Source organism: Thermococcus sp. Bubb.Bath (assembly GCF_012027595.1).
Lineage (GTDB): Archaea > Methanobacteriota_B > Thermococci > Thermococcales > Thermococcaceae > Thermococcus.
In genome coordinates, this window is record NZ_SNUR01000001.1 from 811178 (window position 1) to 827267 (window position 16090).

16 protein-coding genes and 1 tRNA gene are annotated in these 16090 nt (G+C 53.1%); 10 read left to right on the forward strand and 7 right to left on the reverse strand.

The window, feature by feature from the left end:
* The first annotated feature begins 16 nt into the window (after positions 1-16).
* Positions 17-463 (forward strand): RNA-binding protein, encoded by a 447-nt coding sequence (locus tag E3E29_RS04565; protein ID WP_167909650.1) that lies wholly within the window; start codon positions 17-19, stop codon positions 461-463.
* Positions 460-1137 carry a Ribonuclease P protein component 3 gene (locus tag E3E29_RS04570; protein ID WP_167909912.1) on the forward strand — a complete coding sequence of 226 codons (678 nt, stop codon included), beginning with the start codon at positions 460-462 and terminating at the stop codon, positions 1135-1137. The genes E3E29_RS04565 and E3E29_RS04570 overlap by 4 nt, the downstream gene beginning before the upstream one ends.
* A 69-nt stretch (positions 1138-1206) precedes the next feature.
* Here the strand turns inward: E3E29_RS04570 and E3E29_RS04575 are convergent, their stop codons facing one another.
* The gene (locus E3E29_RS04575; protein ID WP_342764663.1) at positions 1207-1653 is read right to left on the reverse strand and encodes a hypothetical protein; all 447 of its coding nucleotides are present in this window, start codon (positions 1651-1653) and stop codon (positions 1207-1209) included.
* A 136-nt stretch (positions 1654-1789) separates the two neighbouring features.
* On the opposite strand from E3E29_RS04575, the gene E3E29_RS04580 reads away from it, so the two are divergent.
* On the forward strand, positions 1790-2245 hold the full coding sequence (locus tag E3E29_RS04580; protein ID WP_167909651.1) for a LuxR family transcriptional regulator: 456 nt from the start codon (positions 1790-1792) through the stop codon (positions 2243-2245).
* 68 nt (positions 2246-2313) lie between these two features.
* Here the strand turns inward: E3E29_RS04580 and E3E29_RS04585 are convergent, their stop codons facing one another.
* From E3E29_RS04585 to E3E29_RS04595, 3 genes are all read right to left on the reverse strand, one after another.
* Entirely contained in the window at positions 2314-3909 is a 1596-nt protein-coding gene (locus E3E29_RS04585; protein WP_167909652.1) for a Na+/H+ antiporter NhaC family protein, read from the reverse strand.
* A gap of 311 nt (positions 3910-4220) precedes the next feature.
* Positions 4221-4817 carry a type-4 uracil-DNA glycosylase gene (udg, locus tag E3E29_RS04590; protein WP_277346684.1) on the reverse strand — a complete coding sequence of 199 codons (597 nt, stop codon included), beginning with the start codon at positions 4815-4817 and terminating at the stop codon, positions 4221-4223.
* Positions 4818-4826: 9 nt separating this feature from the next.
* The gene (locus tag E3E29_RS04595; RefSeq protein ID WP_167909915.1) at positions 4827-5177 is read right to left on the reverse strand and encodes a hypothetical protein; all 351 of its coding nucleotides are present in this window, start codon (positions 5175-5177) and stop codon (positions 4827-4829) included.
* Positions 5178-5338: 161 nt separating this feature from the next.
* Between E3E29_RS04595 and tes the strand changes: the two genes are divergently transcribed.
* Together tes and E3E29_RS04605 are read left to right on the forward strand one after the other, a co-directional pair.
* Positions 5339-7111 carry a tetraether lipid synthase Tes gene (gene tes / locus E3E29_RS04600; protein ID WP_167909653.1) on the forward strand — a complete coding sequence of 591 codons (1773 nt, stop codon included), beginning with the start codon at positions 5339-5341 and terminating at the stop codon, positions 7109-7111.
* Positions 7112-7121: 10 nt separating this feature from the next.
* Entirely contained in the window at positions 7122-7433 is a 312-nt protein-coding gene (locus E3E29_RS04605) for a DUF3213 domain-containing protein (RefSeq protein WP_167909916.1), read from the forward strand.
* 1 nt (position 7434) lies between these two features.
* Here the strand turns inward: E3E29_RS04605 and E3E29_RS04610 are convergent, their stop codons facing one another.
* Together E3E29_RS04610 and E3E29_RS04615 are read right to left on the reverse strand one after the other, a co-directional pair.
* Positions 7435-8889: a DUF2139 domain-containing protein gene (locus E3E29_RS04610; protein WP_167909654.1), complete on the reverse strand. Its 1455-nt coding sequence runs from the start codon at positions 8887-8889 to the stop codon at positions 7435-7437.
* A gap of 123 nt (positions 8890-9012) precedes the next feature.
* Positions 9013-9474, reverse strand: a complete 462-nt coding sequence (locus tag E3E29_RS04615) for a Tfx family DNA-binding protein (RefSeq protein WP_167909917.1) — start codon at positions 9472-9474, stop codon at positions 9013-9015.
* Positions 9475-9567: 93 nt separating this feature from the next.
* Here E3E29_RS04615 and E3E29_RS04620 point away from each other — a divergent pair.
* From E3E29_RS04620 to E3E29_RS04635, 4 genes are all read left to right on the forward strand, one after another.
* Positions 9568-9644 (forward strand) — tRNA-Thr (locus tag E3E29_RS04620).
* A 683-nt stretch (positions 9645-10327) separates the two neighbouring features.
* Positions 10328-11587 (forward strand): glutamate dehydrogenase, encoded by a 1260-nt coding sequence (gene gdhA, locus E3E29_RS04625; protein WP_167909655.1) that lies wholly within the window; start codon positions 10328-10330, stop codon positions 11585-11587.
* A gap of 132 nt (positions 11588-11719) precedes the next feature.
* Positions 11720-12040 (forward strand): DUF4389 domain-containing protein, encoded by a 321-nt coding sequence (locus tag E3E29_RS04630; protein ID WP_206205759.1) that lies wholly within the window; start codon positions 11720-11722, stop codon positions 12038-12040.
* A gap of 114 nt (positions 12041-12154) precedes the next feature.
* A complete protein-coding gene (locus E3E29_RS04635; protein ID WP_167909657.1) occupies positions 12155-13111 on the forward strand; it encodes a lamin tail domain-containing protein in 957 nt (318 codons plus the stop codon).
* A 9-nt stretch (positions 13112-13120) separates the two neighbouring features.
* On the opposite strand, the gene E3E29_RS04640 is transcribed toward E3E29_RS04635, so the two are convergent.
* Positions 13121-14296 (reverse strand): hypothetical protein, encoded by a 1176-nt coding sequence (locus E3E29_RS04640; protein ID WP_167909658.1) that lies wholly within the window; start codon positions 14294-14296, stop codon positions 13121-13123.
* 647 nt (positions 14297-14943) lie between these two features.
* Between E3E29_RS04640 and fni the strand changes: the two genes are divergently transcribed.
* Positions 14944-16068, forward strand: a complete 1125-nt coding sequence (gene fni / locus E3E29_RS04645; protein WP_167909918.1) for a type 2 isopentenyl-diphosphate Delta-isomerase — start codon at positions 14944-14946, stop codon at positions 16066-16068.
* Positions 16069-16090: the final 22 nt, after the last annotated feature.

A 16090-nucleotide genomic window follows, 5' to 3' on the forward strand; every position in this document is an offset into this window, starting at 1 on the left:
GAGTGTGGGGATAAAAATGAGGGCTCACCACGTGAGGATAACCACCTTCATCCAGGCGACCGAGGACGAGGATAAGGTTCTCGACGCCATAGCCACGTTCATACCGGATGAGATCGATGAAGATGACATATACCTCGATGTCAACGAGACAAAGGGATACTTCGGGAACCCCATAAAGGTCGTCAACGCTGAGATAAAGAGGAGCCGGGCCGTTAGAGTGTTTTTGGAGAACCTCAAGGAACTCCTGAGCGATGAGGACAGGAACTACATCCTAGAGCACCTCGACGAGAAGGTTGATGAGGAGGGGACGCTCTACCTCCGATTCAACAAGCAGAAAGCATATCTCAGCGAAGTGAAGCTCGATGAGGGGGCAGACGTTGTACAGATAAGGATAAAGGTCAAGGCTTTTCCGATGAAAAAGGAGGCCGTTGTGGAGGACGTTAGGGAGTGGCTGGAGGAATGACGGTCGAGGAAACGGAGGAACTCCACTTCTCACGGGCTAAGTACGTGGAGATGGATGTTAGGAGCCCTGAGGCATACGAAACTGCAATGGAGTGGTTCGACGAGGTCGTCTTCTCAAAGAAGCTGGTCCTCCGCGAGGAACCTGAGTGGGGGCCACTCAAGGAAGAACTGCGGGAACTGCGGAGGGAGTACAAGCGCGTGGCAATCCTCCTCGTTACTAAAAAGCCCAGCCTTGTTCGCGATGTTAGGAAGAGGTTCCCAAGCTTCCCTCTCTACGTCCAGGGAGGAGACCTGCGGGTGAACAGGGTGGCTATCGAGAACGGGGCCGACGCAGTTATCAGCCCCTGGCTTGGGAGGAAAGACCCAGGCATCGACCACGTGCTGGCCAGGATGGCCGCCAGAAAGGACGTGGCGATAGGTTTTTCCCTGTCCCCACTCTTACATGCGACGCCTTACGATGGGGCCCAGATTCTACGCTTTATGAGCAAAACGTGGGAGCTCGTTAGAAAGTACTCAACGCCGAGGTTCCTGACCAGCTCCGCGGAGAAAAAGTGGGACGTCAGGAGTCCAAGAGATTTGATGAGTCTCGGGATAAACATCGGGATGGATACCCCCCAGGCGAAGGCGAGCCTGGACTTTTACCCAAGGAAAATCATTGGAAAGTACACTTCCTAACTCTTAATCCTTTATTCATTAATTGGATTTGGATTGTTAGTAGCTCCAAAGGAATAAGGCAAAGGCAATTCAAGCGGCCTCAACCTGATCGTAGACTGATTTCCCCTCAAGATGGCGCATGATGATATCGTAGACGAACTCCCTCATCTCCGTGCTCATGCGATCGTAGAGTATCTCGGGCCCTTTAAGGCTGCTCTTCTCAACGGCTGATGCCAGCGCCCGGACCTCCGGCATAACTGCTCTCAGGAGGGCCTCCACGAGCTCGGGGTATTCTTCCTCGTCGAGCTCTTCTTCGCCCTCAAAACCAAGGTAAACAATCACCGAGCCCATTTGAACGGACAAGAGTATCTCATCCTCAGTAACGTCGAAGAGGGAGAAGTTGTAGCCTGCCCTGTTCCCATGGGCCACCATGACTCCCGTTAACTGAAGAGGAAAGCGACCATCTTCTCCTTCCTCTGTGCTGAACTTTGAGAGCAACTCAAGTACGGCAGTTCTAATGCCCTCGATGATTCTCACCCAACCGCTCATAGGTGGCTAAGTTAAAAGGGTTTCCGAGGACTAAGAGGTATGGTAGTTTTCTAAAAACTATAGGAGATTAATTTCGGCCGAAAGGCTCATAAAGAGGTCTGTGGTGGGATTAATAGGGGATAGAATGAAACCGATACCGTTCCTGGCAGCGTTGCTGGTGCTCGTGGCAATGACGATGCCGTGGTTCACAGCAGATAACACCCAGGGGATGGGCGTCCTTTCAGCATCGAAACAGGATAACGGAGAACTCAGCCTCTGGAGCATCGCGGAAAAGGTTTACTCCAACCCGCTGGCCATTAAGGAGAGTGCTGTAAAGACCCTTCAGGTAGAGTCAGTCTCATCCGTTGAATCCATACTTCCAATAATAGGTATTCCCCTGGTAATCCTGGGGGCAGTTGTAGGACTGTTCAAGGGTAGAATTGGTCACGGAGTAGGACTGCTTGGGATGGTGCTCCTCACGCTGCCCATGGTGTACTCCCCAGGGGCTGGAATACGGGGCAGCCTCACCGTAGGGGTGGGTTACGTACTGGCATGGGTGGGGTTCTCAATAGGCCTCATCTCAGCCTTGGCTTCAAAGTGAAAAATAGATTGGGGGCCCCTTCCACCAGAAGGGGGCCTTCAAAAGAAAAAATTGACCTCCATTTTTCTCTAGTCTTCAACAACGTATATCGGCACCTTTCCGCGCGGTATGCCATACTTCTTGCCGTACCACTCGCTGAGGATGTACCATGCTGCCACGAGGAGGACTATGCCTATAAGCAGCAGGATTAGCCAGCTCCGGACTCCCACAGCGAACAGGAGGTACAGGATTACCCCAACGGAAGCCGCAGTCACGGCGTAAGGCACCTGGGTCGTCACGTGGTCTATGTGGTCTGAACCGCTGAACATGGAGCTCATTATCGTTGTATCGCTTATCGGAGAGCAGTGGTCTCCGAAGATACCTCCAGCGAAGACGGCACCGATGCTGGCGAAGACATCAGGCCCCACCCTTCCGGTGACCCCGTAGGCGAGGGGGATGGCTATCGGGAGCATGATGCTGAAGGTTCCCCAGCTGGTTCCAGTGGTAAAGGATATGAACATTGCTATCAGAAAGACTATCAGGGGTATCCAGTTTCCGCTGACACCTGCGCTCTTAGCCAGGTTCACCACGTACGGAGCAGTTCCAACCGCGTCGGTGGCGCTCTTGATGCTCCACGCGAGGAGGAGTATCGTGTTCGCTATGATCATCTGCTTCATTCCCCTTACTAGTGCGTCTTCTGCCTCTTCAATCGTCATCTTCTTCATCGCAAGTACAAGCGTGAAGGCAACCACGACCATGGCGAAGCTTCCCCACAGGAGGGACAGCGCTGAGTCGGAGTTTCCAAGAACCTCCATGAGACCCCCTTTGGCGTAGGCCTCGCTTCCCCCGCCGGTGTACCACATGCCGTAGAGGGTCACGAAGATCAGCGTCAGTATGGGCCAGATGAAGATGTGGACGCTCCCCTCTTCCTTCGGCATTCCGAGGTCGACTTCAGTCGTCATCAGCGGCTTCGCCCCGTCGCGGAGAACTTTTCCCGTTGTCCTCGCGCGGTACTCGGCGTGGAGCATCGGGCCGTAGTGCCTGTGGGTATAGGCCACGATGAACACCAGGATTATCGCAAGAATCGAGTAGAACCTGTAGGGAACGCTGTGCATCCAGGCGACGTAGGCGCCGTAGTCAACTTTGAGGTCCTTGAAGGCGTCCCCAATAAGACCGACCTCGTAACCTATCCACGTTGAGACAACGGCGAGGCCGGCTACCGGTGCCGCGGTGGAGTCGTCGATGTAAGCCAGCATCTCCCTTGAGACACGTGCCCTGTCCGTTATCGGCCTCATGGTGTTGCCTACGATGATCGTGTTGGTGTAGTCGTCAAAAAAGATGAGAACGCCCAGCAGCCAGCCCATAACCGCCGCGCCCCTGCTCGTCCTCACCCTGCTTGCCAGCGCCCGCCCGATGGCGTGAGCGCTTCCAGACTTGTAGATCAGCCCCACTCCTGCCCCAATCAGGAAGTCAAAGAGCAGGATCTTCACGTTCCAATCGTCTATGGCGTTTTTAACGATCCAGTCTATCGTCTGGGTTGTACCCGTTATTGGGTTTCCCCCTGCGACCATTACCCCACCGGTCCATACCCCTGCAAAGAGGGCCAGTATGACCCTCTTCGTCCATATCGCTAGTACAATCGCCACCAGGGGCGGTAGCAGGGATAGCACGCTAAAGTCCGTCATATTTTCACCTCCAAAGCGCTCTCTCCCAAGGTTGTTCTAGTATTTAAAAAATTTCCCAGAAAATTTTAGATATATTGACGAATTTTCCAAGAATCTTCGCCAATTGTCATGCCCATTTATATACCCGGTGAGCCTTACAGAGACGTCCAGGTACTGTATTGAAAATAAAATGACGACAGAGTGGGCAGAAAAATCAAAGAAAGCCAAAGGTCAAGGGTAGAACGCGTCCCCTCGACCCGTTAATCCAGAAGAGATTGAGATGGCCCCGCAACGGACTGAAAGTGTTTCTGCCTTCTAGAGGCCAGCTTTGGTCATCTAAGCCCATCCAGGATTGTTTTCAGCTTTACGAAATCTTTTCTCAGCTCTTCCCTAAGTGGCGGCTTGTAGAGGGCGGCTGCCGGATGGTACATTGGCATTATCGTGATTTTTCCGAAGAGCGTATGTGCCTCGAAGGTCTTTCCGTGGATTTTGCTTATTGGCTCGGGCTCAAAGCCGAACTTCCGGAGGATGTATCCCATCGAGTGTCTCCCTAGGGGTACGATGACCTTCGGCTGGATTATGTCTATCTGCCTGTCAAGGTAGGGAGAGCACGCCTTGATTTCCTCCTCCGTTGGGTCGCGGTTTTCAGGCGGGCGGCACTTGACGATGTTGGTGATGTAAACATCTTTCCTGCTCAGGCCGATTTCTGCCAAAAGTCCATCGAGAAGCTTCCCAGCCCTACCGACGAAGGGGAAGCCCTTCTGGTCTTCCCAGTATCCCGGCGCCTCACCCACGAGCATAGCCCTCGCGTCGTAGCTTCCGGCACCGGGGACGGCGTTCGTCCTAAGCTTTCCAAGAGGGCACTTCTGGCAGCTCCTGATTTTCTCCTCAAGCTCGTGCATCAGCTTCTCTTTCCTGGAATCCGCCATAGGAGACCCTCACGCAAGGGATTTCTGGTTTAAGTAAGCCCGCAGGAGCTCCACCCAGGCAGTGTAGTAGCCCTTCTCATACTCATCCCTAAACTCCTGGGAGATTATCTCCTCAAAGCGTTTCAAAAACTCTTCCGCCCTCTCTCTGTCGTTATTTGACACAACCTGAAAGAGAAACGAATCCGGGTCGTTATCCTGCAGGGTGCTCAGGAACCCGTTTATTGCCCTGGTGTAGCCCCTTCCCCATTCGTCGGAGCCCGCCATCTTCTGAAGCTTCTCAAGGTGCCCCTTTGCTTTACTGAAGTCCCTCCTCAGAAGGGCCCGCAGGAACATCTCCATCCTCATGTCTCTAGCCGACACTTCAACCACCTACCCGCTTTTGGACGGGCATCTTTTAATGATTTCCGCCACTTCCCATATCTGTCCCATACCTATGAAAGGAAATCTTCATATTTACGCAAAAGCTTTTATACCCAAAGATTAAACCCCCACCAGAGTTCAAGTTGGAGAGGTGAGGCCCGATGGCCGAGAGCATCGGTGAAATCCCCAGTGGTGAAAAAGAATTTTCAGAGTCCACTAAGCGGATTAGAGACATTGTAGAATTCCCAGAAATAAGCGAGGAAGAATTTCACGCGCTTCTTAAGAGTGCAAGCAGAGGATACGGGGAACCCCTTCCCCACAGGACATACTCCCTCTGTCCCGAGACGAGAAGGGTCGTCCCGGCCCTCGTCTGGGAGAAGGGTGGTAAGGTTTGGATAACCAAGAAGTGCCCCGAGGGCATGATAACCGACCTCTACTCTGAAGATGTTGAGATTTACAATATCCACCGCAAGTGGATATGGACGGAGAAAGAGATTTACAGTGCTAACGTTGAAAATACAGGTGTCAACTGCCCGTTCGACTGCGGCATGTGCTCAAGGCACCGCTCACACACTAATCTCCTTAACATAGTTCTAACCAACCGCTGCAACCTAGCGTGCTGGTACTGCTTCTTCTATGCCAAGGAGGGTCAGCCGATTTACGAGCCGACGCTCGAACAGATACGGATGATGCTCAGGAACGCCAAGAAGGAGAACCCAATTGGAGCCAACGCAGTCCAGTTCACAGGGGGGGAACCAACGCTCAGAGAAGACCTCATCGAGATCCTCAAAATGGCGAAGGAAGAAGGCTACGACCACGTCCAGCTCAACACTGACGGAATAAAGCTCGCCTTTGACCCAGAACTCGTCAAAAAGATCCGTGAGGTAGGCACCAACACCCTATACATGAGCTACGACGGAATGACCCCCCAGACCAACTGGAAGAACCACTGGGAGGTTCCACTTGTCTTTGAGAACGTCAGAAAGGCCGGCGGACCGGGGATAGTTCTCGTTCCGACGACGATAAGGAACGTCAACGACCACGAGCTTGGCGCTATCATCAACTTCGGCCTCAACCACCTCGACATCGTCAGAGGAGTTAACTTCCAGCCGATTTCCCAGGTCGGAAGGGTTCCAAAGAAGGAGCGCCAGAGGTTCAGGATAACAATCCCCGGAACAATCAAGAGAATCGAGGAGCAGACCAACGGTGCAATAGGCAGGTACGACTGGTATCCAATACCGATAGCCGGTCACATAGCGAGATTCTTTGAGGCCTTCACAGGCTCACGCTACTACATGACCAGCCACTTTGCCTGCGGTGCGGCAACTTACGTCTTCCTTGACAGGGAGAACAAGCGTGTTGTTCCAATAAGCAGATTCCTTGACGTTGAAGGCTTTGTAAATTTCCTGGAGGAGAAAGCCGAAGAAATCGAACAGTGGAAGACCATGGGCAAGCTCAAGAAGCTCAAGCTCGGTGCGGAGATATTCCTCAAATTCAAGAGCTTCTACGACGACAAGTACGCTCCAAAGGGCCTCAAGGTTCTCGACCTCATAAAGAACGCCTTCATGCACGGCAACTACGACGCCCTCGGCAAGTTCCACGAGAACGCCCTCTTCCTCGGCATGATGCACTTCATGGACGAGTACAACTACGACGTTGAGCGCGTGGAGCGCTGTGTCATCCACTACGCGATGCCCGACGGAAGGATCGTCCCGTTCTGTACCTTCAATGTCATTCCGGAGCTCTACAGGGACAAGGTTCAGGCTCAGTTCAGCTACACCTGGGAGGAATGGAAGGCCCTCCATCCGGACTGGGACTACAAGAAGGACAAGTACTTTAGGAACAAGGAGTTCGTTGAGAAGATGAAGAACAGCGAGCTCTATAGGAAGACCTACATCGACATTGAGGACTACTTCGGGCTGAACAAGGAGTGAGGTGGTGACGATGACGACCGAGAGGGTCTTTAACAAGAGGCTCACGAGGCTCGATCTCAAGTTTGGCGACATCAACTGGGAGAAGGCCACGATCAAGCAGTACGAGCTTGGGAAAGACGAAAGGGTGTGGAGGGTATTCCTCAACGGCTACGCCAAGAACGGCTTCGTCGTCTTTGATGAAGAGCTCCTTCCGAGGGAAGAACTCCTGAAGCCCCTCAAGGAACTCAAGCCGGAGATAGTGGCGGAAAAGACCCTGACCGTCCAGGAGCTCATTGAGGACAGCATGAGCTGGAACAGGATATTTGGAAAAGGAAAAACATAAATCAGCTGAGCTCTATCCTTACTTTTCCGTCTACCCTTTTTTCCAGCTCAAAGCTGACGATTCCTGAGAAAGTCCTCAGATCAACCACGTTTCTTCCAGCCTTCAGATCGAAGGTTTCTTCCTCCGCCTTATCCGGGAGAAGTGAGAGGTCGTACTCGTAAACCTTCAGCTTCACGTCGTCCTTCACGTAGAATACTGCCCTGGCACTCCTGTAGCCGTCAAGGGGGATGCCTCCGAAGATCTCTTTACCGGTCTTTCTGAGGAGACCCAGCGGAAGTGAAAAGCTCACCGCCGGCGCCCTCTCCTGTAGTATCTTCTCGTCGAGAACCACGATGTCCCTATTTCCCGTGTCAAAGGGTGTGGCCTCGGTCGCTCCGGTGTTTGGGGTTGTGTTCGTCGCTACAAGAATCTTTCCGTTCATCTTCTCGATGCTCGTTACCCTCGCTCCAAAGGCCCCAACTATCTTCACCATCGGCGGAGCAACGTAAACGAGGACACTTGACCCGACTACCGTGTTCGTGAAGTCCCAGTCTATTCCCGTCTCGGCCGAGTCCCTTCTGTAGGACGCGTCGTGATGGGCGTTAAATGCTGTTAAGATACCACCACCGACGTTTATCGCGTTAACACGGAGGGGCGCATAGAACGTCGGGAAGTCAAAGAGACGGTAGAAAGTTAATTCCTCACCCATGTAGGGGTTGCCCGCGAAGATTCCACCGCGCACGAAGGCGAGGGCCCTGTTGTATGCGGTCGCCATGGCTCCGAGCTCGGGCCTCTCATAGGGTTTTTCGTCCACACTCTCTCCGGGCTTGAAGGAGTCCCATTTCCCACTTATCAGGTCGAGCACCCTGAACTCCCTGACTCCGCCTGTGAAGTTGTTCCCTACTCCAAAGAAGGCAACGTCGTGGACGCGCGTCCCTTTGGGGGACGGTTCAGTTATGAGAGGATCGGCCTTTCCAGTCTTCCTGTTGAGAGAGTAGACGCCAAGGTTGGTGTGTCCGTCTTCTCTAGCGAGCAGGAGCCTGTCGCCGTAGGGGTCGTAGATTATATCGCTTATCTCTCCGGCCCAGTCGGTCTCGTGGTGTATCGAGTCCTTCCAAAGGAGTCTTACATTCCCTTCCTCCGTATCGTATGCATGGACGTGGGAGTACTTGTTGTTGAAGAGTATCCTCCTGTCTTCCCGATAAATCGCCGGAGCGTGCACCCAGCCCCCGAAGTAGATGAACTCGTCAACGGTCTCAACGGCGTTGTAGGTGTCGCCGCCGCTTGTGGGGGCGTTTCCAACGAGGGTAAAGTCATAGGTCTTTTCTTCATCGTTTGCCATGTCCATGAAGTGTGCCTCCGCCTCAAAAGCCAGGGTGAAGTAGAGGACACTATTGTGGTACCTCAAGCCAAAGATCCCGCCGCTGCCCCACTCGGGTCCGTACCTTCCAGGAAAGCTGTAGTTCCTGAGGAGCATAGTATCACCGGTGGTGATAGATTTAGCTGCTTATTGCCTTTTCGGAGAACTTCAATGGGGTGAGATGGGCTATCACAAAAACTAACGAGACGAGTGGAGGGGACAAGAGGGCTTTCAATTGCGTTAAACGGCGTCGTTACCGCCGTTGTGCTCCCTTACCCCATTAAAATCCTCTAAGATGCACTCGTTCACGCGAAGTCTACCATCCCTGTCCAGGAATAGTGTGAAGTCCCTCCTGGCTAATCTGTCCTCTATCGGGGCGTGCTCCACGAGAAACGCTATTATCTCCGCGGTGCTGTAAGGGACTTTTACCCCAAGCTCATCGGCCTTCTTAAAGAGTTTCTCCGGAACTGGGAATATGTCCTCGCCCTTTTTGACCTCAACGCTTATCTTTGAGTTTATCTGCTCCCAGAGGAGAAGGGTGTTCCTCGCCTTTTCTATTTTCTCCAGGGCCCTCCTTTCCAGAATGCTAACGTTAGCCCGGCTCGTTCCGAGAATCTCGGCTATCTCACTCTGCTTTAAACCCTCGGCCCTCAGCATCAGAATCCTAATTTGATGCTCGGTCAGAAAGCTCTTTCCCGACATTTTAAACACCTAAGTTTAACGATGTTGGAATTATTAAAAACCTTTTTGGGCAGTCGAAAAATTTATATTGGATTCTCCTTCTCTAAAACTGGTGCCCCGGTAGCCTAGCCTGGCGGGGCGGCGGACTTGTAATCCGCCGGTCGCGGGTTCAAATCCCGCCCGGGGCTCCACAGCAGCCCTTTGCTTTGCAAAGCGCCACTTTCACTATCGTTCAAGTGTCTTAACGGATGGCAGAAAGCTATGAAGTGTTTTAACTTGCCTGCTTTGAAAGTCAATGTCTCATTTACTCGCCCCATTTTTATGAGATTCTCGATTTAATTTGCAATTTTCAACGGGTTTACCCCTGTACAACGCCTCCGGGCGTTAAAAAAGAAAACCCTCACTCACCAGCGCATTCATTAGGAAAATCATGCCCGTTAAGCCAATTTTTGAAGACATTCAAACTTTTGATAGAGCTTTTCCTAAAAGCTTCAGCGCCACTGTCACTGCCGTTTGAGTGTCATGATGAGTGAGAGTCAGATGAACCAGAAACCCTTTTAATCTGCCCCCGAAATATTTCTGTCCGATGATTGGAAGGAGAGTGAGCTGAAAAGATGATGATCGACTTCTCACTGAGGACATCCCTTTATTTTTATGAACTTTGATGAACGTAAACGTTCTTCAGTGTATACAAAATTCTCAATGCACATCGCTTCTTTCGGCTAAATCTTCCATAAAAAGCGTCGGATTTTTGGAAAGTTTCAGTATATAACTTTTTGTTTAAAATAAGCCGTTCTCCTGCCGTATATCGAAAGGTTTATATATGCAAACGCCTAACAAGGTATCGCAGATTACCGAAACTGAGGTGATAGACATGGTTGAGCAGGACCCCTTTGAGATGGCGGTCAGGCAGCTCGAGAGGGCTGCGCAGTTTATGGACATAAGTGACGAGGCCCTTGCATGGCTCAAGAGGCCCATGAGAATTCTGGAGGTCAGCGTCCCGCTCCAGATGGACGACGGTTCCGTCAAGGTTTTCACCGGTTTCCGCGTCCAGCACAACTGGGCCCGCGGTCCGACCAAGGGCGGCATTCGCTGGCACCCTGCTGAGACCCTCAGCACCGTTAAGGCCCTCGCCACCTGGATGACCTGGAAGTGTGCCGTTGTTGACATCCCCTACGGTGGAGGCAAGGGCGGCATCATAGTCAACCCCAAGGAGCTCAGCGAGGGCGAGCAGGAGAGGCTCGCACGCTCATACATCCGCGCCGTTTACGACGTAATCGGCCCGTGGACCGATGTCCCGGCCCCGGACGTCTACACCAACCCGAAGATCATGGGCTGGATGATGGACGAGTACGAGACCATCATGAGGAGGAAGGGCCCGGCCTTCGGTGTCATCACCGGAAAGCCGCTCAGCATTGGCGGTTCACTCGGAAGGGGCGACGCCACCGCCAAGGGTGCCTCCTACACCATCCGCGAGGCTGCCAAGGCCCTCGGCATGGACCTCAAGGGCAAGACTATTGCCATCCAGGGTTACGGTAACGCCGGCTACTACATGGCCAAGATCATGAGCGAGGAGTACGGCATGAAGGTCGTCGCCGTCAGCGACAGCCACGGCGGCATCTACAACCCGGACGGCCTCAACGCAGATGAAGTCCTCGAGTGGAAGAAGAAGAACGGCAGCGTCAAGGACTTCCCAGGCGCGACCAACATCACCAACGAGGAGATCCTCGAGCTCGACGTCGACGTCCTCGCCCCGGCCGCCATCGAGGAGGTCATCACCGAGAAGAACGCCGACAAGATCAAGGCCAAGATCGTCGCCGAGGTTGCCAACGGTCCGGTTACCCCCGAGGCCGACGAGATACTTCGCGAAAAGGGCATTCTCCAGATTCCGGACTTCCTCTGCAACGCCGGCGGTGTCACCGTCAGCTACTTCGAGTGGGTCCAGAACATAAACGGCTACTACTGGACCCTTGAGGAGGTCTACGACCGGCTCGACAAGAAGATGACCAAGGCCTTCTGGGACGTCTATAACACCCACAAGGAGAAGAACATCCACATGCGCGATGCTGCCTACGTCGTCGCGGTCAGCAGGGTCTACCAGGCCATGAAGGACCGCGGATGGGTGAAGAAGTGATTTCTTCCCCTTTTCTCTTCGTTTCTCGTTTCTGTTCTGTTCCAGCCACGCATAAAAAGAAACGTTAATTTTTTAAAGAGCTCTTCTAATACCTTACAAAATTGTAAGGAAGATAACCCAATGGGAGAAAGAGTGGAGGCCCTGTTGAGGATCCCGCTTGCAATAGTGTATGGCGTTATTCTATACGTACTAGGTCTCGCCGTTGGACTGGTGGTTCTAATCCAGTTCTTCTACACGCTCATACTCGGAAAACGACACAAGGGCATGGCACGGTTCGCCAATAACTACGCATCACTCCGCTATCACATCCTCAGGTACTCCAGCTTCGCCACCAACGAGAGGCCGCTCTTCGGGGGACCCGGATGGGAGGAGGTGCTCCCCTGCGACTTCGACAGAGAGAACAGGAGAAAAGCATACGAGGAGCTAAAGGACGAGTTCGACCAGGCGTTCTGATTGCATTACTCCTCTCCATCTTTTTTCGCGGTCTAAGGGCTACTTCAACGAGAGGGTTCTGACCATTCAATCACATTTATATACTTCCCCTCTTTCCATGTTGAAGGTGGTCGCATGGGCTTCTCCCAAAAATTGCTCACGGTTCTTTTACTGTCCTCTGTCCTCATAATCGCAGGGTGCGTAAGCACATCAGGCACTAACGGCGCAGGGACAAACCATACTCCCTCCTCAAAGTTAAGCCACAGCCAGGCTTCAACGCAGTTCAGACCAGCCTGGGAAAGTGCCCTCGTATACGTCACCCGCGTCGTTGACGGTGACACCGCATACGTCAGGTTTTCCAACGGAACAGTCGAAAAGGTGAGGTTCTTGGGAGTTGACACACCGGAGACGGAGCTCAGCAGAAACAGACCGAACGAATACGACCACATCACGGATGTGGAGTGCCTCACGCGGTGGGGCCTCAAGGCCGAGGATTTCACGCGAGAGGAGCTGCAGGGTAAGTATGTGTACCTCGTCTTCGACCCGATATCGCCGAGGAGGGGCTACTACGGTAGATTGCTGGCGTACATATACCTCACCAACGGAACCGACTTTACGGAGGAGCTCGTGAGGCTCGGCTACGCGAGGGTCTACGTCGAGGGAAAATTCAAGAAGAAAGACGAGTACCTCAAAGACCAGGTGGAAGCGATTCAAAAGGGAAAGGGCCTCTGGGGAGCCTGTGGGACCCACACAGTGGAAAATCCGGGTGTCGTCATAGTAATGGTGCAGTACAACGCGGAGGGAGACGACTCCAAGAACCTCAACGGTGAGTACGTCCTGATAAAGAACGTCGGAAGTTCCGCGGTGAACCTGGAAGGATGGAAGCTGATGGACGAGAGCGGGAACACGTTCATCTTCCCCAACGTCACACTCTCGCCGGGAGAAGAGGTCAGAGTTCACTCTGGGAAAGGGAAAAACACAAAAACAGACCTCTACTGGGGCTCAGACAAGCCGATATGGAACAACGAGGGAGACACGGCGTACCTCTACGACTCAAACGGCGTCCTTGTTGACAGCTACCGGTGGGGATGATTCAGATTTTCAGGCTTTGGCCCAGTACTCCTTCTCCTCCACCATTGCCCTTATCATCTCGTCCTCGTCCTTGAACATAGTTCTCCGCGAGGGGTTCTGCATGCCGTAGAACTCCATGAACGGACTTGGACGCCTCTTGAACGGGTAGTAAAGGTATATCGCTGCTAGATTCCTGTATGCCTCGGCCATCTCGCTGATAACCCCAGCCGAGACGCCCTCCGCGTAGTGGTAGACCGCTACCGCCTTGCTCACATCGACGAGGTTAAAGTCTCTCTCGACGAGCTGCCTCCTGAGTATGTCCGTTGCCTGTTCTATATCCCCCCTGCCAAGCTCCTCAATGGTATCGCCGTCGAGGAGGTGCTTGATTTTGATCTTCTTGATGTCCGGATTTTTAGCAACCTGGTTGTCATATTCGGCAACGACCCACCAGTCGTCCAGCGCTCCCGGATCGAGAACCGTGAAGTGCTCGCTGAGTTTGTCGTAGAATCCCCTGACGCAGTGGTAGTACTCCTCCTCATGACCCGTCATTGGGTAGCTGAGGTAAACCAGCGGCTTTTCATTCTCCCGGAATATCAGGTCAAGGAAGACCCCAAGAGGATGCCTTATGCCGAACTGGAGGATGTAGCGAACCTCTATTCCCTCGGATTTGAGCTCATGGACGAGTGTCTTGACGTGGTTTATTGCATCTTCCCTCCACATAACTAACGTGGTCAGCTTGATGTTGTCCGGGTTCTCGCCGAAGCGCTCAAACCACTCAGGGTCGTTCATTATGCGCCGCCTAACGGAAAGAACGTCGTCCAGGACGATTATGACCCTGATAGGGCGCAGGAGCTTCAGGTTCGTGGTCGTGAAGCCAATGACGCTCCCACTCCCCCATCGGAAGAGGCTCGGCGTTGAAACTATGTGCACTCTCTTCTCGCTCTCGTCTATTTCTTTCCTAATCCTCTCGAAGGCCTCATCCCGTATTTCATTCATCAGGTCTGGATGACTTATTGCGAAGTCCAGGACGTTCTTCCGGGTTATTTTAACACCCATCTCCTTTCCGATCTCCTTGAGGTACTCGAAAACGTGATAGTACGAGTAGTCCTCATTCCCTACGAGCTTGAGCGCTTCCTCGGCGTACTCATCCCGACCGTTCAGCGGAGGACCGGTAAGCAGAATCACTTCCTTCTTTCCCTTGCACATAGAACCACCTCCCTTCCTTAAGCGTAGAAGTTAATAAGCTTGTCTCTCAGAGTTTCTCACCCGGAATCAACACCATAACAAGGCCCAGGCTCCATCCCCTGGGGAATCGAAGGGGAGCGACGATAACATATTCTCCATTGCAGACGTTGACAACCTATCCGTCCAACTGGGCAAAGAGAAACCTCTCAGTCTCTCCGTGGGTTTCCATCCATACAAAATGACAATTTCAAACAGTACAGTTAATGAAACACTTGAGGTTTCAGCGCTTCCGGTTGATTTTCCATCCCCTACTGAGTCCGGAAGGGTTGTCCTTAAATTCCGCTCGTACCATTCCTGCAACAATCCCACCATCGGAGTCATATACTTCCACTACACCGGAACAGGGGACTACCAAGACATCAAAGTACCGCTCTCAGCCGGCATCAGTCTAGGTTCCCAAGGCTCCGGGGGTTTAAGGCGAACTTCAAATTCATCATTCCAGAGTCCAAAGCCCCGGATTTTATTGAATCCGCCATCAACATCCGGAACATTGGCAACTGGCTGGAGAATCCAAGGGGCGGGGTGATGATCAAGACAGTCAATGTGACCCCCCTTATCCACCGGAAACCTCTTAACCCTCTCCCCCTTCTTTTCTCCAGGTGATGAGAGTGGAGGGTTTTGACAAGGAGGAACTCACGGTCATCAGAAAGTTCGAGCACATAGAGCACTGCCTCAAGCGGAACGTGCAGGCCCATACCAGCAATGGGTTTGAGGATGTTCACCTCGTCCACATGAGCCTGCCCGAGATCGACAAGGATGAAATTGACCTGAGCGTTGAGTTTCTGGGGAGGAAGTTTGACTATCCGATTTTCATCGCTGGAATGACCGGCGGAACGAAGGGCTCCCAGCTCGCGGGGAGGATTAACAAAACCCTCGCTCAGGCGGCACAGGAGCTCAACATCCCCATGGGCGTTGGCAGTCAGAGGGCCATGATAAGGAAGCCCGAGACCTGGGAGAGCTACTACGTTAGGGATGTTGCCCCCGATGTGTTCCTCGTTGGAAACCTCGGCGCCCCTCAGTTTTCTGAGACCATCCACGAGCGCTACGGTCTTGAGGAAGCCCTCAAAGCCGTTGAGACCATCCAGGCCGATGCTTTGGCCGTTCACATGAACCCGCTCCAGGAGAGCGTCCAGCCGGAGGGGGACACCCAGTACAGGGGCGTTTTGAAAGCTCTGGCCGAGCTGAAGGCCGAGTTCCCGTACCCAATAATAGCGAAGGAGACCGGAGCGGGCGTCTCCATGGAGGTCGCGATAAGGCTTGAGAGCATTGGCATCGACGCCATTGATGTCGGCGGCCTCGGCGGGACGAGCTGGAGCGGCGTTGAGTACTACCGTGCAAAGGACGAGATTGGAAAGGACTTAGCCCTCCACTTTTGGGACTGGGGTATAAAGACAGCCATCAGCGTTGCAGAAGTTAGGTACGCCACAGAGCTTCCGATGATAGCCACCGGCGGGATGAGGGACGGCATCACAATGGCCAAAGCACTCGCTATGGGGGCTACCTTCGCGGGTGTCGCTTTGCCTCTACTCAAGCCCGCGGTCAAGGGCGACGTTGAAGGCGTCATTAAAATCCTCAGGCACTACATGGAGGAGATAAGGAACGCGATGTTCCTCGTTGGGGCCAGAAACGTCGAGGAGCTGAGGAAAGTCCCGCTCGTGATAACGGGCTTCACGAGGGAGTGGCTGGAGCAGCGGATTGACTTGCCGGCGTACCTGAGGGACAGGAGTATCTAAGCCGGCGTTTCCTCTTTTCTCA